The following is a 23211-nucleotide window of genomic DNA, read 5'->3' as shown; positions in this document are numbered from 1 at the left end:
ATAACACAGAAAGGGGATAAGAAATGGAAGAGAAAAAATTACCAGTTTACGAATTGCCAAAGGTTGTTTCTTATACTGATGATGAATTGCTTGAGAAATTAGGGACTGCGCATACAGGCTATGTGAATGGCGATAATATCTTGTAGTGGTTAATTAAAATTGTTTTGAAGAGGCCGGTTAACCATTGTTAACCAGCCTCTGGCTTTTAGATTATGAAATTCGGAGTACAACTTCAGGATGAGAAATTATGGATAAGGTAAATTTGATCAAACATTTTTTTGGGCCTTTTTTTGGTTAAGTGGCTTGCAGGTAGTTATGGCTGTTCGGGTACCTCAAAGCGTGAAAGCATCGGGGAATATATCGATAATTCTATCCTTACGGCTAAGGTTAAGACGGCAATATTTAATGATCCTATGCTTAAGGTGCTCCATATCAATGTTGAAACTTTCAAGGGAGTCGTGCAGTTGAGTGGCTTCGTGGACTCCTGGGAGGCCGCCTGGGACAGTGGAAGTCGCGGGATCTGTTGAGGGCGTAAAAGCGGTTGAAAACAAAATGTCTGTGAAATGAACTGGACAAAAGCCAATCTATTCCGGAATGAACTTTGGTTTAACCTTCTTTTTTTAACGGGAGAATGAATATGTCACTTGGCTCAATCTTAATCGTAATTCTGATTCTGATCTTTTTTGGTGTAATACCCACCTGGCCACATAGCCGGTCGTGGGGTTATGCTCCCAGCAGTGTGATCGGGGTGGTGGTAGTAGTCATAATCATACTGCTTCTCTTGGGCAGAATATAGTCGCAGGAGGAGATTGAAAATGAGGCGTTGAACTCTGTAATAGCTATCACCAGGTGGCCGAGAAAGGCCGTGCCTTGTAACGAACCATTTTAAGGAAAGGAATATACGATGGAAACGAAGGACGCTTATAAGCAAAAGATGAAGAAGCAACTGCAGGAGTCGAAAGCTCAGATTGACCTATTAGCCGCGAAGGCCGAGAACTCAGGGGCAGACGTGAAGCTCAGGTATGCCCAGGAACTCGATAAATTGCGCGACAAACAGCGTATCGCCTCTGAAAAACTGAAGGCGGTGGAGGAGGCCAGTGACGATGCGTGGGAGAAGGTCAAAGAGACCACGGATAAGGTTGTGGATGACCTTAAGGCGGGCATAGCCCACGTCGTTTCATATTTCAAGTAAAGCAATGGCCGCGCGTTGGGCTTGGTTTAATGTACAGGAATTTCAATCTTTTGTAATTTCTCTCTATCGGTAGGACAAGCGTCCCCGCTTGTTATTTATGATGTCAACCGGGGACGGTGTACCTACCTTAGGAGATAAAGGAATGTGGGAGTTTTCCGCAACACACCCCCAGCCCCTCTTCCTGGAGGGAAGACTAACGTCGCTGCCAAAGGCAGCCTAATCTAAAAGGAGATAAATATATGTTCAGGAAAATTGGTATTACGGCGGCGTTTGTAGGTGCATTACTGTTTAGCGCTGGTGTTGCTAGTACCTTTGCAAAAAATCCTGATTGCCCGGACAGTTGTAAGTGCCCGGACAATGTAACATGTGCAAAAGATTGCACAAAGGACAAAACAGATCATTGTACATGCAAGCATTAATATATTTTAAATTTATTTTTGTCATAAATATTTTTCTTCCGAATATTTTGGTAAGCCCGGTAATCATACTGAGAATGTTCTCAGTGGTTCGGGTTAAGCTTCTTAACAAGATGAGGAGAAGAAAATGTTAAATAAATGTGCAGACGCCAGTTGTTGTTAAAGCTACAATGAACCGAAAAATGGCAAAGAACTAATAACGACCATCCATTGCCGGTAATTCTGCCGGCAATGGAACAACCCACTACAAACAAAAAAAAGGAGAAAAGCTATGTTGTCTAAACAATACGAAGGTTGTATCTAAGCCTGTAGTGAATGCGTAACCGCATGCGAACATTGCGCGGCATCTTGTTTGCGCGAACAAGACATCAAAGTGATGGCGCGGTGCATCGAACTTGACCGCGACTGCGCCCTCTGTGTCAGGCGTGCGGTGATGAATGCGCCAAACACAAAATGGAGCATTGTCAGTAATGCGCTAAAGCCTGTCACAAGTGCGCTGAAGAATGCCGGAAAATGGCGGCGATACCGTCAGCGTGATTCTCAATATCAATCAGATCAACGAAACCCTGCCGTCAGTTAATAACTGATTGCAGGATTAAGTTTGAAAACAGATATATCGTGAAATACTTTTTTATAGACAGGGGAAAAAGTTGTTATGTGAGTTAATCGGGTGTGAAGTGAAGTGCTTAGATGGTTTTTAATTGGAAAGGATGTAAAGGTTATGAAAAAGATAAAATTTATGGCAGCAATATTTGTCCCGTTGTTTTTTATAACGGCTTGTAGCAAGGAGACGCCTGAAAAAGTAGAAACCCATGTATCGACAGAGGATGTCAAACGCGAAACAGGGGAAACACTTGAAACGAAAAAAACTTACATGGCACAGCAAAAAGAGAAATACCAAAAAGATGCTGAGACAACATTGGATTACCTCAGTAATAAGATAAAAGACCTTCAGGCAAAGGCCGAGCAAGCAGGGGCAGATACCAAGGCCAGGTACAGTGAGATAATTGAAGGATTACGAAAGAAGCAAGGAGAAGCACAAGACAAATTAAATGAGCTCAAATCGAAAAGCGCGGACGCCTGGGAAGATGTTAAATCCGGAATGGATGCAGCCCTGGAAAATTTGAAAAATTCATATAACGATGCTGTTTCTCATTTCAAATAATCTTCGTACAGGTAAGAGAAAATTATGAAGACCCAAAAGATGTTTTACCATTCGTAACATCTCACTGAAATCATAGATGGATATTTATTTCACAAAAGACCAGAAAAAAGGAGGTGTCATGCTTAGCAGGCGAGAGTTTTTAACACTGGCAGGCGTAAGCGGAGCAGCAATCGTACTTAATATTAACAACACTTTACATGCAGAAATAAAAAAGGAGATAAGAATTATGCCATACACAGCAAAGGATTATTCGCAACTCATCGGAATGGAGGGATTCAGCGAAACGCTTTTGAAAAATCACTTCACCCTATATCAGGGTTACGTGACAAACACAAATAAGGTACTCGATACTCTAGGTCAGATGTTGAAGGAGGGAAAAACAGCAAGCCCTGAGTTTGCAGAATTGAAGAGACGACTTGGGTGGGAATTTAATGGGATGAGGCTCCATGAATATTATTTTGAAAATCTTGGCAAGAAAAAAGGAGGCATTAACAAGGAGGGAACGCTTGCCAAAAAGATGACAGAGGAATTTGGTAGTTATGAGATGTGGGAAAAAGACTTCAAGGCGGTAGGAACCATGAGGGGAATCGGATGGGCTGCACTCTATCAGGATAGTGTAAGTGGGAGGCTCATCAACTTCTGGATAAATGAGCATGATGTTTCTCATCCTGCAGGATGCAACCTCCTATTGATCCTGGACGTATTTGAGCATGCCTTTATGATAGATTACGGCCTAAAGAAGGCTGATTATATTGAGGCATTCTTTAAGAATATAGACTGGTCAGCCGCAGAATCCAGGCTAAAATAAGGTGGCGCATTGCGAGGGCACGCTCACCTATGGATAATGTATGGGGTGCATTCCTGATTTTTTTGTAACTATTCAGCGTAATTTATTAAACTACCGAAGCACAACTCGTTTCCAAATTCATGTTCATGTTTGGGAACGTAATGGCGCTGAAAACTACATTCGCGGGTTTAGGTTTGCAACCGTTCGGCTGAGCTCACGACGAAGCCTGAACCAAACGTTTTATACTTTCAATCCAGCCTTCTATTAACAGAACAAATGACAAATAAATTCCAGATTCCAAACAGGGATTTTGGGCATTGGAATTTTAGCGCAGTACATGGTCCCATTATACGCATAAACTCATAGGTTCAGGTTACAAACCTGAACCCGCCGGGAAACGTTACAGTAGTGTTAACCCTGACAGGGTTACAAACCTTGTCAGGGTGGTTTCGTCCTGGCCCCCCATGAACGATTACAAAAAAACGGGAATGCTCCCTTTTCTTCAGTAACTATACACTCAACATCGATTTCGAAACCGATGTTGAGTTCTTCGAAATGGGTTCATGATTCGTTTCCAGTCACCGCAATACTCTCCTTTACTTGGCCCAAAACTGCCGTTTTGCATATGTTCCACGCCCTGTTGTACAAACAGGTGGCTACACTGGCGGTTGTCAGTCTTAATGGTGCTGGTCTTTTGGGGCAACAATGGTGGGTTTCGCCATTTCAGGTGCAGGGAACTGTCAAATTGCTTATTGACAAAATCTTGTTTCCTGTTATAAGAATGGCACGTATGCGTAAAAATTATAGACGAACAGGCCATGTTTCTTTACACGTAAAGATTGTAAAAAGAATACTCTATGTCTTTTGTGTTTAAAATCTTGTTGGTTGAGGTTTTGCTTCGCTGCATATATATTTTTTATAAATAACCGCAGGTAAAATACCCTCTCTTATTAACAAGTAACAATGTCCCAAATCAATCTTGAAAAACTGGTTTCCAAAAAAGATTTGTTCAGTCTTTTGAAAGGCTTAATAAACGTATTGGGAAGCCCAATAGAAATTCAAGGCAAAGAAGGAAAAACCATCACCTCTTTTGGTGATCAACCAGACGCAAATGTACAAACCCATAGTAATGTCATAAGCACAAACAACACCTATCCTATAAAGCTCAACGACATTGCCATCGGCTGGGTAAAAGGTGACCAACCGGCGCACGTATTTTCAGAACTGCTTTCATATCTGGCAAATAAAGAGTTTGAAAAAAAATCCCTTGCCAGCGATATGCTTGACAAATACAGGGAAATAAACCTCCTTTACGACATCGCAGATAAAATAGCCGCATGCACTGAAGTTAAAGACGTTGCGCAGTTGATTATTGACGAGGCAAGGCAGTTAATAAACGCAACAAGCGCTTCCCTGATGCTGTTGAACAACAATAATACCCTTAATACCCTTGAAATACTGTCGGCGTACGGCGAGGAATGTATCCCAAAAACCATATTGCAATTAGGCGAAGGCATTGCCGGAAATGTGGCCGTTACCGGCGTCGCAGAGATAGTGAATGACGTTGCTTCTGACCCGAGATTTGTGAAGGGACACAATGCTGTTTCTTCCTTACTATGCGCCCCGCTCAGGCTTAAGGACAGGATTTTAGGCGTAATGAACCTCAGCAGCCGCTCCCCTTACCCTTATAGCGCCAGAGACCTGAAGCTGCTTAGTATTTTTGCGTCCCAGGCGGCATCTTCCATTGAGAATGCCATTTTATATGAAAACAGAATGAAGACGGAAAATATTAAGGCGCATTTACAACGTTATGTTTCGCCCCAGATTGTAAGCTCCATCCTCGAAGATTTTGGAGGAAATTCACTAAACCCCTCAAAAAAGAAAATATCCATTCTGTTTTCTGACATTAGAAATTTTTCCGCCGTATGCGAGAAGCTTGCGCCTGAAAAAATTGTAACATATCTAAATGAATATTTTTCTCATATGGTGGAAATAATCTTTGAACATCAGGGCACTGTAAACAAATTTGTAGGCGACATGATTGTTGCCTTCTTCGGCGCTCCTTTTCATTGCGATAATAATGAAACACAGGCAATTAAATCTGCTATTAAAATGCAGCAATGCATTAAAAAAACGGGCAGTAGTTGGATACGGGATAATTTTACTACCGGCATAGGCATAACTGCCGGAGAAGTGGTGGTTGGCAATATAGGCTCTCCCCGGCATATGGACTATACAGCAATAGGTGATGAAGTAAATATCGCAGACAGGCTGCAATCCCTCGCAAAAGGCGGACAAATACTGGTGGAACATAATGTATATCATGCAACCAAAAACATATTTGAATTTGAAAAATTTGGCAAAATCACCGTAAAAGGCAAAGAAAAACCAATAGATATCTTTAACGTAATTTATTAGATAACAAAGGGGGGGAAGTAGTATGCCGAAGGTATTAATTGTAGATGATGAGCCACATATAAGACTGTTGCTGGAACAAACACTTGAAGAATTTGAAGAGAAAGGAGTGGAAATTATCACTGCAGGAAATGGCAAACAAGCGTTGGAATTAATAAAAAAAGAGACGCCAGATATTGTCTATCTTGACGTAATGATGCCGGAAATGAATGGCTATGATGTATGCAATGCGGTAAAAAACGACCCCGCACTGAAGGGCGTCTATATCATTCTGCTTACTGCAAAAGGGCAGGAATATGACAAAAAAATGGGTGACGATTCAGGCGCAGATATTTATATGACAAAACCCTTTAATCCCGATGTAATCATTGCAAAAACAGCCAGCATTTTGAATATAACATTATAACTGCACCAATGAATTTTATTGACTATCCCTTGTTGTTTACAGTATAATCAATTTTAGTGTGTGACTGTAAGATACCATTATGCAACTACTTATGAATATGCTTGTCTGCGGATGCATTTTCAGAATTTATGCTTTTTTGAAACTATGGACAAAGACGTTATGAAAGAAATCTTCCTCTTAATCCTGGAGATTTTTAAGGCGCTGATTGAAATCTTGTGGGAAAAAATAAAATACGTTTTAAAAATACTTTGGATTCGGTTTTTTGGTTATGAAGAAATACCCCAAGAGAAAAAAGAAGCGGTAGTGGAATGGGGGGTTACAGGGGAAGATGAATGGCCTGGCATAACTGAAACAGAGACGAAAGAGCCTCAGGTAAAAGAAAGGGCGGTCTCTCCCCCATCCGCAATTCCCGATCTTCCGGATAGCTACGGGGAAAGTCGAATCGTACTCATGCAGAGAGACCCATTATGCCTCTTCTGCTATTGGGAACTACAGCAGGTCAAAATAGACAACTTCCTGAAAAACCTTTCTACGTTGGCGTATGGCGCAAGGCTCGTCCTGAGAGTATATGATGTGACAAACATTCTTTTTGACGGCAATAATGCCAATAAGTATTTTGATAGTGTCTTAGTGCAGGGAGCCAAAGACTGGTATATTCATTTAGAGGAACCAAACAGGTCATTCTGTGCAGACATAGGCTTTTTAACCTCAGACGGAACCTTCCATGTGCTGACAAGGTCAAATACCATAACAACACCAGGCATGTGCCCCTCTGATATAACAGAAGAGCAGCGGGAGGAAATTGAGGCGCTTTATGAAAAGGTGTATGCTTCTATGGCCATTGATACAGCTTCACATGTACCAGAAAGCGCCTCTGCGAAGTGGCAAAGATTATTTTCACACATTTTATCATCCCCTGAAACTTGCTGATTAGTTCTCATTCTGGAAAAGATATATGAAAAAAGGCTATCTATCCTTAATATTGCATGCCCATTTGCCCTATGTCCGCCATCCGGAATTTGATGCGTACCTTGAAGAAGATTGGCTCTTTGAGGCAGTGGCCGAAACATATATCCCGCTGATTAATGTGTTCGATAACCTGATAAATGAACACATTGATTTTCGTATTACAATGTCCCTGACTCCCCCTCTTATTTCAATGCTTACCGATGAACTTCTGCAGCAGCGTTGTCTCCGGTACATAGAAAAACGACTCGAACTTGCGGAAAAAGAGATTGAACGGACAAATAATCAATCCGAATTTAATCAAATTGCAAAGATGTACTATAATCATTTCCATGATGCAAGATATGTGTTTGCGGAAAAATACCAGAGAAACATTATTACTGCGTTTAAAAAATTCCAGGACGCCGGAAAAATGGAAATTATCACCTCCTGTGCTACGCATAGCTTCCTTCCTCTTATGAATAACAATGTAAATGCGATGCGGGCGCAGATTCACGTTGCCGTGAATCATTATGAGAAACATTTTGGCAGAAAACCGCGTGGAATATGGCTTCCCGAATGTGCTTACGAACCCGGCATTGACCAGCTTCTTAAAGAAGAAGGAATCAGGTTTTTCATCGCCGAGGCACACGGACTCCTCTTTGCCTCGCCACGGCCAAAATACGGTATCTATGCCCCCATAGTATGTCCGTCAGGAGTTGCTGTTTTCGGGAGAGACCTCGAATCTTCCAAGCAGGTTTGGAGTTCCAAAGAAGGATATCCCGGCGACTTTTATTATCGTGAATTTTACAGGGATATCGGCTTTGACCTTGATTATGACTATGTAAAGCCATATCTCCATGGCGATGGAAACCGTTCGAATGTTGGGATAAAATATTACCGCATTACCGGAAAAACAAATCACAAAGAGCCTTATTCAATAGAAATGGCGCGGGACAAGGCTGCAGAACACGCCGGGAATTTTATGTTTAACCGGGAAAAACAAACAGAACATCTGGATTCCCTGATGGATAGAACACCGATTATCATTGCCCCGTACGACGCGGAACTCTTTGGTCACTGGTGGTTTGAAGGCCCGCTCTGGATTGATTTCCTTTTCAGAAAGATAGCGTTTGACCAGCAGACGATTTCGCTGATTACCCCTTTGGAATATCTTGACAGATATCCTGAAAACCAATGCGCCGTCCCTTCCGCCTCCAGTTGGGGATATAAAGGTTACAGCGAATATTGGCTGAATGATAAAAATGACTGGATTTACCGCCATCTTCACATAGCGGCAGATCGTATGGTTGTGCTGGCAAGAACATACCCTCACACCGATAAATATTCCATACAACAGCGTGCATTGAATCAGGCCGCACGAGAACTTTTATTGGCACAAAGCAGTGACTGGGCTTTCATCATGAAGGCCGGAACCATGGTAGAATACGCCGTGAAACGAACAAAAGAACACCTCTTTCAATTCAATAAACTTTATAATGATATCCGGGCAAATGCTATTGATGAAAAATGGCTTTGTGAAATAGAACATAAAAATAATATATTCCCCGATATAAACTATTGCATTTACCAGTAATAGCAGCAATTATTTTTATTATCCCATACATTTTTAGAGAAGGAGACGCGAACATGTCCTCTGAAATGATGAAGTGGCCTTATCTGCCAATGATGGACACATTCAAAAAAGAAATGAATAAACTTTTCGATACCTTTGGAGGTATCGGCGAAAATGTTTTCCGGGAATGGATGCCCCCTATTGACATATCCGAGACAGGTGAAAACGTCGTTGTTAAGGCCGAAATACCCGGTGTTGACCCAAAGGAGATCCACATATCCGTTAAAAACGATGCGCTTACCATAAGAGGCGAAAAGAAAGGAGAGAAGGAAGAAAAGGAGAAAAACTATCATTTTATCGAAAGGAGATACGGAAGTTTTGTGAGAACTGTTTTACTGCCCACCGCCGTTAAATATGAGCAGGCAAAGGCGGAATACAGAAATGGCATTCTGGAAATAACGTTGCCAAAGCAGGAAAAAGAAGAATCAAAAGAGATTCCGATAAAAGTGAATTAAGTGCTGGACGACGGTTATTGCATAACTATCCCGGCTTTCAATAACTCTTTGGCATGATAAATCCATGACAGGAGTATACGCTCAAACAAGAGCCTTGTTTTCTTGTGCTTTCTGACAAAAGGAAATCTGCACGACGTTTTTTCAGATGCGCGAAAGGAGAAATGCCACGTATGAAAATACCAAAAGATGTAAGCAAATTTGCCCGTGATAAAATACATGCAGAAAACGACCCGTATTTGCCCAAGAAAGGGCTTGTTGATTACTCTATATGTAAAGATTGCAATGCCATTTATCACAACAAAAAATGGTTTCTGGACGCCAAGCTTTATGAACAAAAAAAATCCCTGAAGGATATTAACTGGATAGAATGCCCTGCATGTAAAAAAACAAAGGAAAACGTGCCCAGCGGTATTGTTACTTTGAAGGGAGAATTTTTGCAACAACACAAACAGGAAATTTTGAACCTCATTAAAAACGAGGATGACCGGTCGAAGAATTTTAATCCGCTAAAAAGAATCATGAAGATTGATGAAAAAGGCGGGGAAATTGAAATCTTTACTACCTCAGCAAAACTCGCACAACGTATCGGCACGATTCTGCACAAGGCTTACAATGGAGAAGTCGATTATAAAAAACATGAAAATGCAAAATTCATGCGTGTTGCATGGACGCGTTGATTGCAAGGCTATGAACGAATGTTGCAGTCATCCCCTGACAAAAGGATGTGCGGATTTAAGAAAAGTTTTTTGTAACTATTCAGCGTAAACATTACACGACTCCCGGCGGGTTCAGGTTTGTAACCTGAACCCGCAAATGAAGTAGAGACGCATGGCCGTGCGTCTCTACAATTGTTTAAACGATTTGGCGAATCAACGATTTAAGAATCATCCCCCTTGTCATATTTTCTGAGGAGGAATTTTTAAATAAAGCGTATTTTAGGGGGCTGTTCCAGGCACAACGCGAACTATTAACAATAACTTTATACTGAGAGGCCGATAGCATGATTATTGTCAAAAATATTCTCTTCCCAACCGATTTTTCTCCATGCGCTAAACACGCTTTGCAATATGCCTTATCCCTTGCCACGCTCTTTAAGGCAAAACTGCATATCCTCTATGTCGTTCCAAAAATGAATGTCTCCATTAGCGCAGGCGGGGTAATGTATCCCGTTTTAAAGGTATATGAAGATATGGAAGAAAAAGCAAAAAAGAAGATGCATCACTTAATCCCAAAAAGGTTTCTTGAACAAATAGAGGTAAATAATATTATCGTTCGTGGCACACCATATGTGGAAATTATAAAAGTCGCCAAAAAACAGAACATCGATCTTATTACTATTGCAACACACGGGCGCACAGGGATTTCCCATGTCCTTATGGGCAGCACGGCTGAAAGAGTGGTGAGGAAGGCGCCATGTCCCGTTTTAACAATCAAGCATCCGGAACATGAATTTGTAATCCCCGCATAATATATTTCAATTTCTTATTCTTTCAGTACCGCCGTTCCCTGAATCAGAGTGAGAGGCAAACAACCCCTCTTGCCCCCTTTATTAATTATGGGGAATATTGTCCAATCAGTAATCGGCAGTTGGTATTCGGCAATCGGCAAATTGCAGATTGATGACTGGAGATTGGGGAACTGTAGACTGTAGACTGTAGACTGTAGACTGTAGATTGTAGATTGGAGACTGGAGACTGGAGACTGAAGACTGGAGACTGGCTCTCGAGGCTTTTTATGGAAATAATAATAGAACAAACACGGGAGACGCCCGTCGGCAAATCTTCGGTAGAGATTGTGGAACGTAAGGGTATAGGACATCCTGACACACTTTGCGACGGCGTAGCAGAAGAGTTAAGCAAGGCCTTTTCAAAATACTATTTGAAGCATTTTGGAAGAATCCTGCACCATAATGTCGATAAATGTCTTCTGGTGGGCGGATGCTCTGAAGTTTCTTTCGGAGGCGGCAGGGTAACCGTTCCTATGAAATTAATTATAGCAGGCCGCGCTACCGAATATGCCGGAAATAGCAAAATACCACTGGAAGAAATTGCAAAAGAAACCATTTATGCGTGGCTAAGGAATTGTATGCGATTCCTGGAACCGGAGAAGAATGTTGTCATTGATATGCAGACAAGGACAGGAAGCGCAGATTTACGGGCAACCTATGATAGTACGCAGCTTTCGGCAAACGATACTTCGGTTGGCGTAGGGTTTTCACCAATGACGGAACTGGAATCCATTGTGTATTCCACGGAACAATTTCTCAATTCTGCAGAAACAAAACGCAATTACCCCATGGTCGGAGAAGACATTAAAATTATGGGGATCAGATTAAACGATCAAATAAATCTTACTATTGCCATCGCCTTTGTAGCCCGATTCATTTCCTCAAAAGAAGAATACCTCAAAATCAAACGTCTTCTCGCCGAATACATCGATGCATTTATTAAAAAACGTACCTCAAAAAGAATCGCCAGTGTCATCAACGCGGCAGATGATGCAGAGAGGGATATTTACTACCTGACCGTTACGGGTACTAGCGCGGAGTGCGGAGACGACGGACAGGTAGGAAGGGGAAACAGGGTAAACGGCCTTATTACCCCCTATCGTCCTATGACTATGGAAGCGACTGCGGGGAAAAACCCTGTTACCCATACAGGAAAATTATACAATATAGCCGCGCATGAAATATCCAGGGAACTTACCCGGAATCCGGATATTCACAATGCAGAATGCTATCTGGTGAGCCAGATAGGAAAACCTATTACCGAACCGCAAATTGTGCACATAAAAATACATTCATCCCTTACCAACGAGTCCCTGGAAGACATATGCACAAATATTGCAAGGAAGCATCTCCACCTGATACCGCAATTGTGGGAGAATATTTTAGAACAACGTTTTACCCTCTTTTAAATCAGGCTGCCTTTGGCAGCGACTTTATTCTGTTGTTGATGTTAATGTAGAGACGCATTGCATGCGTCTCTCTGTTGTATCAAGAAGTTCTTTTGTGTCGACATTATTATCAATCATTTAAAACAGCACATATTTTCCCGGCAATTCTATTTAACAAGGAGAAATTTACTTAAATGTCTATAAAAATAAGCCTCAATTCCGGCAAGATAAAATTCCTCATATTCCTTTCGGTTTTTATCAGTGCGTTATATTTTGTGATTGATACAGACGCCAGAGAAAAAAAAACAGGTGAGATACATGGCGCTGTAGTGGCAAAAAAGGCAAAATATAGAAAACATGCTATTGCTTATATAGAAAAGACGTCTGAAACGTATGACCCTCCTGTTGAACACGCCGTTATGGATCAAAAAAATATCACATTTATCCCCCATGTCCTTCCTATATTAAAAGGCACAACGGTAGATTTCCTGAACAGCGACGATGTACGGCACAATATCTATTCTTCTGATGATGTTGCAGATAATATGAATCTTGGCTCATGGTTTAAGGGGGAAACACGATCTTTTACTTTTAACAAAACAGGCGTGGCAACAATGCGATGTAACGTGCATAGTGATATGCTGGCTTATATTTTAATATTGCAGAATCCGTATTTTTCCAAGGTAAACGATGAAGGCTTTTTTACAATAAACAATGTGCCGGAAGGTAAATATACTTTAAAACTTTGGACGGCGCCAAAAAGAGTCTTGTGGGGAAAATATCCTGAAGCAAAAGATATATCAATTGAAGTAACTGCAGGGGGGATTACGAAGGTCGCCTTTGCAATCGAATAACTGTGCAATGAAATATACATCGGTAAGGGAGCATTTCCGTAACACTTTAGTTTTTTGAAAAATTCCAATAGTAGGGATATTTGCCGCATAGTGTAGGGGCGAAGCATTTGCTATAAATTGTTCTAAATAAGTTCATACCCAAACAGGCAAATGCTTCGCCCCTGCTTTTTCAAAAAACTAAAGTGTTACGCATTTCCGAATAATCCTCTGATTTTGTGAGCCGAGCCGGTGGGGTACGGGCAATTCCACCTCCTCTGGTTTTCCTTAAAAGACCCCCTTTGCATTCAAATAGGGGCCATACTTTCTGTCTTCGGTAAGGATGTGGTCAATAATCCAATCTTTAAATAAATCCAGCACCTCCATATTCATCTCTATTCCATCATTGCTGAGTTGTTCTTTTATTTTCATTATATCTTCTATCAGCCTCTGATGTTTCATTCGATGGGATTCATAATCATTATAATAGTGTTTTTTTAATAAATTTTCTTCCTCGGCAAAATGATATAAAACAAAATCAATTAAAAAACCTATTGATGCGTCTAAAATGGGCGTTTCTTTTTTTGAATCGATTGCCTCGCAAAGTTTATTTGCCTTTGTCAGCATCTGTTTATGATGGTCGTCGATTTTTTGTATATTGATACAATACTCATTTCTCCAGTAGAAAATAGGAAGGCTGTTCAGGGTTGGGTCTAACAGATGTTTTCTTCTTTTCTTAAAGGTTTCGAAAAGTTTCCATCGTATTACCGGGATATCCCTGAGTTCATTGCCTGATATTTTACAAATCTCCACCGGATCCGTCGCGCGAATCTTAAACAGGCTGGGCATACCGAAAAGCACGCCTTCTTCACCGAAGAAATCGCCTTCTTCCAGGGTTTCCAATACATCCTTTCCTATATAGATTTGCAACTTTCCCGTCTTAACAACATAAAGGTCGGAGCAGTTTTTATCCAAAAAAATCTCCCCTTCGGGATAGTAGTGGAAACTCATCGAGCGTGTAAGCATAACCTGCCTTAGATATGATATGGAATAACCAAGAAGCCATGTTTTTTGCAGGAATTTTCTTTTTTCCTGTATTTTCTCAATCTTGTCATACAGTTCATTCTTCTTTACAAATCCGATATACAATGAACGGGGCAGTCTTAATGCCTGCACAAAACTTGCCGCACGATACGTGTCTGCCGAAGGGGCATTGTTCAGCGCTGACATTTCACCAATTAAAGCGCCCGCAGACAATATGCTTTGCCTTTTCGTGCCGGCTTGTATGTGTTCTACGTTTCCGGTTAAAATTAAAAAAATATCATCCGGGATGGTTCCGCCCTTTAGCATGATCGTTTCCGGATTAAACGAAATTACCGGGTTGTTCAATAGGATTCTTACCTGATAAAGAGGCGCGGCGGGAAAGTATGATTTCAGATACTGAAAGGCATATTGGCGGGCATACTCCTGATGGGTGGGAATTAATACATCAACCATTCCAAAAGGGGCGCCTGAGCCGATTTCTTTCTGCTGACGGGTCAATTCCGAAGAGGTATGCGATAATATAATCTTTTCCGATGTATCCTCCAGGAAATCTTCTGCTTTCCCATGAATCAATCCACCCCCTATATCAATTTTTTTTAAGGTGACTTCTTGTAAATATTCTTTTTCTACCCGGTCATAAAACTTTTTGGAAATCCCGGCGCCTGCGTTGTCCTCTGTAATCATGCCGTTTAACGCATCCAGATCTACGGTATCAGCATAGTGTGCATAGGTCTTATAGCCGTCTTCACATAAAGCGCGAAAAATGAATATGTTGTTTTCCACCGGATGGGGGGAAATCATAGGATATACCTCTAAGCCGTCAATATTATTCCAGACGTTAAACTCAAGATCGTTGACTTCAAAGTAATCGGAAAAATTTTTCTCTTCAATAGAAGCCAAAGCGGAGAGTTTTTTAGCGACAGAGACACGCACCAATGGAGTAGCAAAATATTTGACACGGTGATCCGCCCGCATTAATGTAGTAAGTCCGGCAAAATGGTCGTCGTGGGCGTGGGTATGGAAGATGCCTTCAATCTCGTTAATATTAATTCCTAACGCTATCAGACTATTGGCGGTATTCGGTTCTGCGTCTATCAGATATATTTTCCCCTGAAACATTATAATGCTTGACATAGCAGGGCGTTTGATATCCCATCCATCGCCCTGTCCGGAATGAATTATCGCAAAATACTCCCTCTTTGTGTTGTGAAACCCAAGTGAATAGGGGGCGCTGTAGTTTTCGTGGCGGGCAAGATTCAGGTCTACCGTAACAAACTCGCCCTGATACTGAAATTCAAAGACATTCAGACGTAAATGTCTGATAAACACGCCATTTAGAATTTCCGTAGGCTCGTTTTTCACTATTACGGCGTCGAGAAGGTCTTTAGTGTTATGGATTTTTCCATAGGCAAATTTTAACTTTACGTTCATTAATTCCTTTGCCTCGTCAGGAGACATACCGGCGTTTATTAATTCTTCTTCAGATACCAAACCGTAATTGCCTCTGTATATATATTGCATTTGAGCCTCTACTTGGTCCTCTGACCCAATAAGCATTGGTTTGGCATTTGTATTATTGGGGTGATTGGGCAACATCATTCCCTGGCGGTAGAGCATCTGCATTACGGGAAATTCTGCAAGATTTGCAAATCTTCCATTTTGTACTAACAAGTCTGACAATAAAATAGCATTAGGCCCCGATTCATACTTATCTTCCCCTACTATTCTGTTTTGGATAAACCCCTGTTTTTTTAAATGTTTTACGGTATCCGCCGGGCAACCACACAAGATATAAACACCGGCTTCTGGTATTTCTACCCAAAAGACTCCATTGGTAATCTTGCATTTTCTTAATTTGGACATTGATAAAAACCTTCCTGCAAATACTAAAAATAGAACGTAAACTATTATAGCCAAACAAATACAGTTGCCGAAAGATGAACAATAAAATTCACTGTTAAGGGGTGGCACGGACAAACTTGTTTGCCTGTGCAACCTCTTACAGTGAATGATAGAAGCACCATTTTGCGTGACTTTTCATAATAAACGCTAAAACTATACCATTGTACCCATGGCAAGTAAATTAATTTTAAATAATTCATAACAATTTAGTACCTTATCGGTAATTTCTTTGTATTTCTTGGCAAAATATTTAATTGTGAAATCCGAAACAAATTCAAATAACAAAGCATAAAATTCAAAACAAATCCAAAATATATAACAATATGAAGCACGAAACGCGAGATACGAAAGAGGCGCTTGTTTAGAATTTTAAATCATTTTGTCATTAGAATTTGTTTCGTATTTTGTACTTCGAATTTCGTATTTTTTATTTCCTGTTTGTTTGGTTCTGGCTATGCCAGTTTAGGGGCTTGGAATTTTCATTATGCCTCTGATAGAAAATCGGCAAATGAAATTATAGGGTATGTATGCCACAGCCATAGGGCATGGATATCTTTAATTGTTGGTATAAAAGGGATAAAACATGTTGGTACCTTAAAAGTAATTTCTTGTAACACTTTAGTTTTTTGAAAAAGTAGGGGTGAAGCATTTGCCCGTTTGGGTATGAACGCATCTCTATGACAATTTATAGCAAATGCTTCACCCCTACACTTACACTATGCGGCAAACAGCGCTATTATTAGAATTTTTCAAAAGACTAAAGTGTTAGTGCGCCAGGCGAAGCTTGTAAAAGCCAGTTGGTTGAAAAGCCAACCTGATAAAGTTAGCCGACCGTCAGAACCGAGTCTTGTGTCCATTAGGTAACGACATGGGCGAAGCGTAGACAGGGAAACAGTAGGCCGTAATCCGCAAGGGTGAAGGTGTTGAGCTCCGAAAATAGTTACTGTCATGGAGTAAGCCGACGTGTTTGACACCACGGAAGGCAGCAACGAAGCTATCGAAAAGGAAATATAGGCGAGATAGCGGACACTCCATCGGAGTCGAAGTCCACGGCATGTTGTTGAAAGGTTGTTGCAGGAACCTGGGAGAGCCTTTTGCTTTCCATCGGGGGGGTAATACTCCTTGTAGTAAGATGGTACTCAAAGCCGAGGAAACGAGGTGAGAGGAAGAGGTAAAAGGCAGTCGGATCAACTCATAGTACCGAGGAAAACGGGTAACTCCGGTGGAGGGAAGGGGTTGACAAACAGATGTATCGAGGAGGAGAAACAATTGCCGAACGCAGAATCGGAAAATAAATTGTAAAACGAAACTGAATCGACTATCTACTTAGTGAATCTGTTTGAAGAGCCGTGTGCGGGAATACTGCATGCATGGTTCTGTGAGGGGCGGCTGGAGTAATCCAGCCGTCTACTCGACCGTAATTTCTGTTCTAATTATTTCTTTTGTTTTTTCGTTTCAATGCCTTATAGGTTCAATGAAAGATTTCTTTTTTGGTAACTATTCAGCGTAGCTGATGGAGAATATTACTGAACATAGCCCCAAAGGGGCGAAAGCGTATAGCAGGGGGTGAAGCCCCCTGAAAATGGAGAATACCGTTATTAGCCCTGAAAGGGCGAAAGGAATTGTTTCCCTAAAAAGTCCTTTCGCCCCTCCGGGGCTTGTTGTTATTGTTATTTATGACAGGGGGCTTACGCTCCCTGCTATATTCTTTAAGCCTTTCAGACCTCATATTGAAAGTAAGCTGAATAGTTACTCTTTTTTGCCTAAAGCATTTACAATATATATGTTTCAATTCCTTATATGTTCAATGAAAGAATGTTGCCCTAAGCGGAACTGAGGGTAACAAAATTAGAGGGAACATATTTGATTTTGGGAATATTGACGAGAATATTGCCAAAGCAATTAACCATTCGCCTGCGCCTGTCAGATTGGAAAAGGGAAACCATGATTACGGAGAAATACACATAGAAGAAAGACGCGGAGAAAAAATAAAGTCAGCAGGATATCCGGATGTTAAGAGTTTTATAAGGGATGTTGCTTCAGGCTATAACGCAATATGGCAAAACCCGAACGGAAGACTGCTTTTGGCAAAAAAGAATGACGGCGAAAAGATAGCAATTGTAGAGCTGCAGGAACATAAAGACAGGAATTATTATGGAGTAACAACCGCTTTTGTAGGGGATGAAAAATATTTAAAAAGAGGGAGAAGGAAATTGCTCTGGGAAGGGAGCGAACCCGCTTCGGCCAGCCCTGGGCAGTTGGACCCTCTGGCCAACATCACCCCGGAAGATACCCAGGTGGATGATGCTTGGCGCTCGGGCCAGAGCCTTCCTTCTGATAATACTATACCACTACAAGGGCAAAATTTCAAGGGGAAGGAAGCAAAGACGGACGATGCCCTTAAAAACGCATTAACCGCTGAAAATATATTTGCCAAAATAAGAAGCACTCCGGACGAGGGAAGTATTAAGCAACCCAAAAACCGTTCATCGAAAACAAAGGCAGATACCGGCAATTATGCCGAAATGAAACAGCCTGACAGAATAGGCAAATATAAGATAAGAAAAACACCAAGCGGCAAATACTATTATGTTGACATGGGTTTTGCAAGACCGGAAGCGGAAACTATTGAAGAATTAAAAGAAATCGTAAAAGGACTTGAACCGACAGAAGAACAGGCACAGCCGGATAAAACGAAATTCTCCGGACCATTACAAGCGAAACCACTTTACCAGGTATACAAAAATGTTTCTGAACGTAAAGGGTGGAAAAGCGTGCCAATTACGGACATTCAAAAAGAGTCCGGCATGCCGATGGATCAGCTAAAAGAACAACTCCTTGACGAATCAAGAAAGGGGAATGTTGTTCTTGAGGCAGGCGATTGGTCGCTGGCTTCTCCGGAAGAACGTGCAGGTGTTGTGGAAACTAAGATTGGAACAATGACACAAAGAAATCTATTGGCGAAGTTTATCAAAGAGCCACAGCAGGAAATATCAACGGACACCCTTGCACAAATTAAGAATCAGATCGGCGAACTGTATGATTCTGCAATAGACAGGAAATCCAACAAGAAAATATCCGTTAATTATAAAACAGTAGACAACTATGAAGCGGATAAAATCAAACAAAATACCGGACTTGATGTAGAAGGCTTTGCCAGGGTTATTGATAACTATTCAATTCGTCATATCTTAAAAGGGCACAAAGATTCAGAAAAAGAAGAAAACAGGGGACAAATTGCCATAACCAAAGACGATGTAACAATGATTCCTGAAATTATTTTGAATGCAGATAATATCGTTCGTTCAAAAAAATCCAAAACAGGGTTAGACGTCATAAGATATGAAAAGAGGGTAAATGGATTTGTATATATTTTCGAGGAAGTAAGAACGGGAAAAAATGAACTTGTCCCTGTAACATTATACAAAAAGGAAGGTGCGGCGCCACGTGCTACTTCCCAAAAGGAAGGCTTCGCGCACACGTCCGAAACGTTCCGCAACCCTTCTGAAAATAGTATACCATCACAAGAACAGGATTTCAAGGAACCGGAAAAACTTTTCCAGGCAAAAGAGGATATCAATACTCAAATTCTTGCCGCAATCGAAAAGAAAGAAGCCATTCCCGGAATCACAAAAAAACAGCTTATTGACTATGGGAAAACACAATATGTTACGCTTCAAACGGGTAATTCTATTAGTCATATGTGGCAGAAATTAATTGCCAGCCATGCAAACAAGATAGGGTACGATATTATTAGCGGAAAAACACAATCTCCCAAGGCTGTGGAAGTGGAAAAGGGAAAAAGCAAGTCATCATCAAAAGCAGATATCGGAGGCTATGCCGATGCAAAACCACCGGAAGCAAAAACCGAACCGCTTGAGCCTCCCGTAATAGAATTGCCGGAACTGGTTGCCGTTGCCGCTGAAATTGGAAAAGGTAAATATCCGGCAGTAAAACAGCGGTTACGCGCAAGAGGCGGGGAAGCAATCGGGCAGTACAGTATTGCAGACGGAATACAATTAGTTTCAATTCCTTATAGGTTCAATGAAAGATGAAGAAACACAGAGTCTAAAATCCAGTCAACAACGTTTCAATTCCTTATAGGTTCAATGAAAGAGATTTCACAGGAGAGAGAAAGGAGAGGATGGATTGTTTCAATTCCTTATAGGTTCAATGAAAGTTCCGGCTCACGCAGAAATGCGCGGCACCATAGATAGTTTCAATTCCTTATAGGTTCAATGAAAGAATATACCTCTGCTATAAATAGGGTTGAGTTGTTGGTTTCAATTCCTTATAGGTTCAATGAAAGTACAAGTAATTTGCCATTGTCTGGCGGCGGCGAGACGTTTCAATTCCTTATAGGTTCAATGAAAGATTAAAGATGCTTGTGAATCAAGAAATTATAACTCAGTTTCAATTCCTTATAGGTTCAATGAAAGTAACTGATTCTTTACTTATATTGCGATACGTGATAGTGTTTCAATTCCTTATAGGTTCAATGAAAGTCGAATCCGAGTCGTTTTCAACAAAATCAATAAAACCCGTTTCAATTCCTTATAGGTTCAATGAAAGCGTTTAAAAGACGATGTTGAATTATATACAAATGTTGAGTTTCAATTCCTTATAGGTTCAATGAAAGTATTTTTAAATAACCCGCAAAGCCTAATAAAATCAGTTTCAATTCCTTATAGGTTCAATGAAAGTTTCCAGCAAGCCTTTGCGGAAATCGTAGTAGCCTTGTTTCAATTCCTTATAGGTTCAATGAAAGGCTATAGACAAATCCAAAATGCTGCGGCATGGCTTTGTTTCAATTCCTTATAGGTTCAATGAAAGTGTTTAGAAGGGAGAGAGAATGAAGACGTATTTAGGTTTCAATTCCTTATAGGTTCAATGAAAGAACTACACACACTTACAAAACCGCCCAACTAACTCGTTTCAATTCCTTATAGGTTCAATGAAAGCGCGGGATCCAGGATGTTCTCTGTTTGTTCAATCCCGTTTCAATTCCTTATAGGTTCAATGAAAGATCCCTGTTAACTGGATCGAGAGAGGATAACTCGATGTTTCAATTCCTTATAGGTTCAATGAAAGATTAAATGTTAATGCGCTTGCGTTATACTGCAATCTGTTTCAATTCCTTATAGGTTCAATGAAAGCATACATCTTGCCCAAGAAGCCGTATTCCTCGTTCGTTTCAATTCCTTATAGGTTCAATGAAAGTGTACTGTTCGCCCAAACAATACAGGGATTTTGTAGTTTCAATTCCTTATAGGTTCAATGAAAGGCTAAGGATAGCAGTAGCTACCTTATCCCTACCAGTGTTTCAATTCCTTATAGGTTCAATGAAAGAATTGGGTAGACTCAAAAGGCAATAAGGTCAAAAATGTTTCAATTCCTTATAGGTTCAATGAAAGGGATCCTGTGTGTTCACGCGGGGCACGATTGGTGCGCGTTTCAATTCCTTATAGGTTCAATGAAAGCTGCATCCCCTCCTGCACCGAGGCATCCGGCAAGAAGGTTTCAATTCCTTATAGGTTCAATGAAAGGGGAGATAGATTCGGCTGTGTTCATCACAAAAAAGTTTCAATTCCTTATAGGTTCAATGAAAGAGCAAAAACGATGCTACGATTGAGGGAGTAGTTACTGTTTCAATTCCTTATAGGTTCAATGAAAGGAAGTATATGCGCTTGGCGATGCGTTCCTCTACTGGTGTTTCAATTCCTTATAGGTTCAATGAAAGCCCTGAGATTTCCGCCTCGCCGCCGCGTATCAGGACGGTTTCAATTCCTTATAGGTTCAATGAAAGGAAAAAAACCGGTTAAGAAATAAAAATTTGTTGCCGTTTCAATTCCTTATAGGTTCAATGAAAGATTAAATTGGCTAACAGGTCCTAGCTTTGTTTTTGTCGTTTCAATTCCTTATAGGTTCAATGAAAGCAGGAAGGCGTTGCTTTTTGGGTGCGGCCTGTCACGTTTCAATTCCTTATAGGTTCAATGAAAGGATTGTGGCTACAACAGGGCATCAGTAGGATCCTTAGTTTCAATTCCTTATAGGTTCAATGAAAGTAAATGTCATAACATCACCTTTTTTCAAAATAAGTCGTTTCAATTCCTTATAGGTTCAATGAAAGTTTATTATTTTAAAGGCAGTTATCGTTGGTATTGCGTTTCAATTCCTTATAGGTTCAATGAAAGCAGTTTGTTATCACCTGCAATCCAATGCTGAGAGGCGTTTCAATTCCTTATAGGTTCAATGAAAGAATGTGATAGTTATGTGATATAATTAGGGAGTAATTAGTTTCAATTCCTTATAGGTTCAATGAAAGATGTCAGGGCTGAGAAAAACGGTTGCCCATTATCCGTTTCAATTCCTTATAGGTTCAATGAAAGACCATCCTATATCGCATTAACCGCACGGCAGAATATGTTTCAATTCCTTATAGGTTCAATGAAAGGAAAGAGTCCGGGTGCGAAGCACCCCGGCAACGTGGTTTCAATTCCTTATAGGTTCAATGAAAGCCGTACCTCTCCTGTATATACTTCGCAGGATCGACGTTTCAATTCCTTATAGGTTCAATGAAAGAAGAAAAAAATAAAAATAAAAAAAGACTATTGTATGTTTCAATTCCTTATAGGTTCAATGAAAGTTCTTCTGGCACTTCGACCATTTCTTTTTCTTCCTCGTTTCAATTCCTTATAGGTTCAATGAAAGATGTCGAAAGTTTTGAAGCATTAGAAAAATACTACTAGTTTCAATTCCTTATAGGTTCAATGAAAGAGGGACACCATCTTTCAAGAAACGCTCTTTGTGCCATGTTTCAATTCCTTATAGGTTCAATGAAAGAAGCCCCCCCCGTGTGTATCTCTTTTTCCCATGTACGTTTCAATTCCTTATAGGTTCAATGAAAGCGATAAGCATTTTGACCAGCTCTTGAGGGATGCTAACGTTTCAATTCCTTATAGGTTCAATGAAAGAAGCGCAGGAACTATAAACTATACCTAAAACAAGCGTGATTTAACCATCTACACACAATGGGATAATATTTTGGACTATTATGCGTCTCTAAATGTATTTTTTGTTTGTTTCGTCGCGAAAACACCTTACTAAAAAGAAAAATATTACT

17 protein-coding genes, 1 pseudogene and 1 CRISPR repeat array are annotated in these 23211 nt (G+C 40.7%); of the genes and pseudogenes, 17 read left to right on the top strand and 1 reads right to left on the bottom strand.

From position 1 onward, the window contains the following. Positions 1-23: 23 nt before the first annotated feature. The 17 genes and pseudogenes from ABJL82_RS15410 to ABJL82_RS15330 all read left to right on the top strand — a co-directional run bounded on the left by ABJL82_RS15410 (position 24) and on the right by ABJL82_RS15330 (position 13166). Positions 24-146 carry a hypothetical protein gene (locus ABJL82_RS15410; RefSeq protein ID WP_347275595.1) on the top strand — a complete coding sequence of 41 codons (123 nt, stop codon included), beginning with the start codon at positions 24-26 and terminating at the stop codon, positions 144-146. 267 nt (positions 147-413) lie between these two features. After that, positions 414-527, top strand: a complete 114-nt coding sequence (locus ABJL82_RS15405) for a hypothetical protein (protein WP_347275597.1) — start codon at positions 414-416, stop codon at positions 525-527. A gap of 110 nt (positions 528-637) precedes the next feature. Beyond that, positions 638-796 (top strand): DUF3309 family protein, encoded by a 159-nt coding sequence (locus ABJL82_RS15400; RefSeq protein WP_347275594.1) that lies wholly within the window; start codon positions 638-640, stop codon positions 794-796. A 108-nt stretch (positions 797-904) separates the two neighbouring features. Then, positions 905-1192, top strand: a complete 288-nt coding sequence (locus ABJL82_RS15395) for a hypothetical protein (protein ID WP_347275593.1) — start codon at positions 905-907, stop codon at positions 1190-1192. 239 nt (positions 1193-1431) lie between these two features. Further along, entirely contained in the window at positions 1432-1611 is a 180-nt protein-coding gene (locus tag ABJL82_RS15390) for a hypothetical protein (RefSeq protein ID WP_347275592.1), read from the top strand. A gap of 268 nt (positions 1612-1879) precedes the next feature. After that, positions 1880-2079, top strand: a pseudogene (locus tag ABJL82_RS15385) (hypothetical protein). Between the two features lie 250 nt (positions 2080-2329). Then, a complete protein-coding gene (locus tag ABJL82_RS15380) occupies positions 2330-2773 on the top strand; it encodes a hypothetical protein (protein ID WP_347275590.1) in 444 nt (147 codons plus the stop codon). A gap of 226 nt (positions 2774-2999) precedes the next feature. Further along, entirely contained in the window at positions 3000-3581 is a 582-nt protein-coding gene (locus tag ABJL82_RS15375) for a Fe-Mn family superoxide dismutase (protein ID WP_347275596.1), read from the top strand. A 942-nt stretch (positions 3582-4523) separates the two neighbouring features. Then, complete coding sequence (locus tag ABJL82_RS15370) at positions 4524-5978, top strand: adenylate/guanylate cyclase domain-containing protein (RefSeq protein ID WP_347275589.1); 1455 nt, start codon at positions 4524-4526, stop codon at positions 5976-5978. A 22-nt stretch (positions 5979-6000) separates the two neighbouring features. Further along, positions 6001-6381, top strand: coding sequence for a response regulator (locus ABJL82_RS15365; RefSeq protein WP_347275588.1), 381 nt, complete (start codon positions 6001-6003; stop codon positions 6379-6381). A 144-nt stretch (positions 6382-6525) separates the two neighbouring features. Next, positions 6526-7311, top strand: a complete 786-nt coding sequence (locus ABJL82_RS15360) for a DUF4912 domain-containing protein (protein WP_347275587.1) — start codon at positions 6526-6528, stop codon at positions 7309-7311. 25 nt (positions 7312-7336) lie between these two features. Further along, on the top strand, positions 7337-8923 hold the full coding sequence (locus tag ABJL82_RS15355) for a 1,4-alpha-glucan branching protein domain-containing protein (protein WP_347275586.1): 1587 nt from the start codon (positions 7337-7339) through the stop codon (positions 8921-8923). Positions 8924-8976: 53 nt separating this feature from the next. Then, positions 8977-9417 (top strand): Hsp20/alpha crystallin family protein, encoded by a 441-nt coding sequence (locus tag ABJL82_RS15350; RefSeq protein ID WP_347275585.1) that lies wholly within the window; start codon positions 8977-8979, stop codon positions 9415-9417. A 170-nt stretch (positions 9418-9587) separates the two neighbouring features. Beyond that, positions 9588-10094 (top strand): BCAM0308 family protein, encoded by a 507-nt coding sequence (locus ABJL82_RS15345; RefSeq protein WP_347275584.1) that lies wholly within the window; start codon positions 9588-9590, stop codon positions 10092-10094. 323 nt (positions 10095-10417) lie between these two features. Continuing rightward, on the top strand, positions 10418-10885 hold the full coding sequence (locus ABJL82_RS15340; RefSeq protein WP_347275583.1) for a universal stress protein: 468 nt from the start codon (positions 10418-10420) through the stop codon (positions 10883-10885). Positions 10886-11151: 266 nt separating this feature from the next. After that, positions 11152-12333: a methionine adenosyltransferase gene (locus ABJL82_RS15335; RefSeq protein ID WP_347275582.1), complete on the top strand. Its 1182-nt coding sequence runs from the start codon at positions 11152-11154 to the stop codon at positions 12331-12333. Between the two features lie 173 nt (positions 12334-12506). Next, entirely contained in the window at positions 12507-13166 is a 660-nt protein-coding gene (locus tag ABJL82_RS15330; RefSeq protein WP_347275581.1) for a plastocyanin/azurin family copper-binding protein, read from the top strand. Between the two features lie 264 nt (positions 13167-13430). Here the strand turns inward: ABJL82_RS15330 and ABJL82_RS15325 are convergent, their stop codons facing one another. Continuing rightward, complete coding sequence (locus ABJL82_RS15325; RefSeq protein ID WP_347275580.1) at positions 13431-16049, bottom strand: bacteriohemerythrin; 2619 nt, start codon at positions 16047-16049, stop codon at positions 13431-13433. 4061 nt (positions 16050-20110) lie between these two features. Continuing rightward, a CRISPR array of direct repeats spans positions 20111-23062; the repeat unit is 29 nt; unit sequence GTTTCAATTCCTTATAGGTTCAATGAAAG. Positions 23063-23211: the final 149 nt, after the last annotated feature.

Source organism: Candidatus Kuenenia sp. (assembly GCF_039794105.1).
GTDB lineage: Bacteria > Planctomycetota > Brocadiia > Brocadiales > Brocadiaceae > Kuenenia.
The sequence above is the reverse complement of the archived record's forward strand: the minus strand, read 5'-3'. Positions and strand labels throughout refer to the sequence as shown.

Bases quoted from the DNA above. Each gene is read 5' to 3' on its own strand.
- ABJL82_RS15350 (WP_347275585.1), top strand. From the start codon at position 8,977: ATGTCCTCTGAAATGATGAAGTGGCCTTATCTGCCAATGATGGACACA.
- ABJL82_RS15330 (WP_347275581.1), top strand. From the start codon at position 12,507: ATGTCTATAAAAATAAGCCTCAATTCCGGCAAGATAAAATTCCTCATA.
- ABJL82_RS15390 (WP_347275592.1), top strand. From the start codon at position 1,432: ATGTTCAGGAAAATTGGTATTACGGCGGCGTTTGTAGGTGCATTACTG.
- ABJL82_RS15360 (WP_347275587.1), top strand. From the start codon at position 6,526: ATGGACAAAGACGTTATGAAAGAAATCTTCCTCTTAATCCTGGAGATT.
- ABJL82_RS15370 (WP_347275589.1), top strand. From the start codon at position 4,524: ATGTCCCAAATCAATCTTGAAAAACTGGTTTCCAAAAAAGATTTGTTC.
- ABJL82_RS15410 (WP_347275595.1), top strand. From the start codon at position 24: ATGGAAGAGAAAAAATTACCAGTTTACGAATTGCCAAAGGTTGTTTCT.
- ABJL82_RS15325 (WP_347275580.1), bottom strand. From the start codon at position 16,049: ATGTCCAAATTAAGAAAATGCAAGATTACCAATGGAGTCTTTTGGGTA.
- ABJL82_RS15405 (WP_347275597.1), top strand. From the start codon at position 414: ATGCTTAAGGTGCTCCATATCAATGTTGAAACTTTCAAGGGAGTCGTG.
- ABJL82_RS15395 (WP_347275593.1), top strand. From the start codon at position 905: ATGGAAACGAAGGACGCTTATAAGCAAAAGATGAAGAAGCAACTGCAG.
- ABJL82_RS15400 (WP_347275594.1), top strand. From the start codon at position 638: ATGTCACTTGGCTCAATCTTAATCGTAATTCTGATTCTGATCTTTTTT.
- ABJL82_RS15375 (WP_347275596.1), top strand. From the start codon at position 3,000: ATGCCATACACAGCAAAGGATTATTCGCAACTCATCGGAATGGAGGGA.
- ABJL82_RS15380 (WP_347275590.1), top strand. From the start codon at position 2,330: ATGAAAAAGATAAAATTTATGGCAGCAATATTTGTCCCGTTGTTTTTT.
- ABJL82_RS15345 (WP_347275584.1), top strand. From the start codon at position 9,588: ATGAAAATACCAAAAGATGTAAGCAAATTTGCCCGTGATAAAATACAT.
- ABJL82_RS15355 (WP_347275586.1), top strand. From the start codon at position 7,337: ATGAAAAAAGGCTATCTATCCTTAATATTGCATGCCCATTTGCCCTAT.
- ABJL82_RS15365 (WP_347275588.1), top strand. From the start codon at position 6,001: ATGCCGAAGGTATTAATTGTAGATGATGAGCCACATATAAGACTGTTG.
- ABJL82_RS15340 (WP_347275583.1), top strand. From the start codon at position 10,418: ATGATTATTGTCAAAAATATTCTCTTCCCAACCGATTTTTCTCCATGC.
- ABJL82_RS15335 (WP_347275582.1), top strand. From the start codon at position 11,152: ATGGAAATAATAATAGAACAAACACGGGAGACGCCCGTCGGCAAATCT.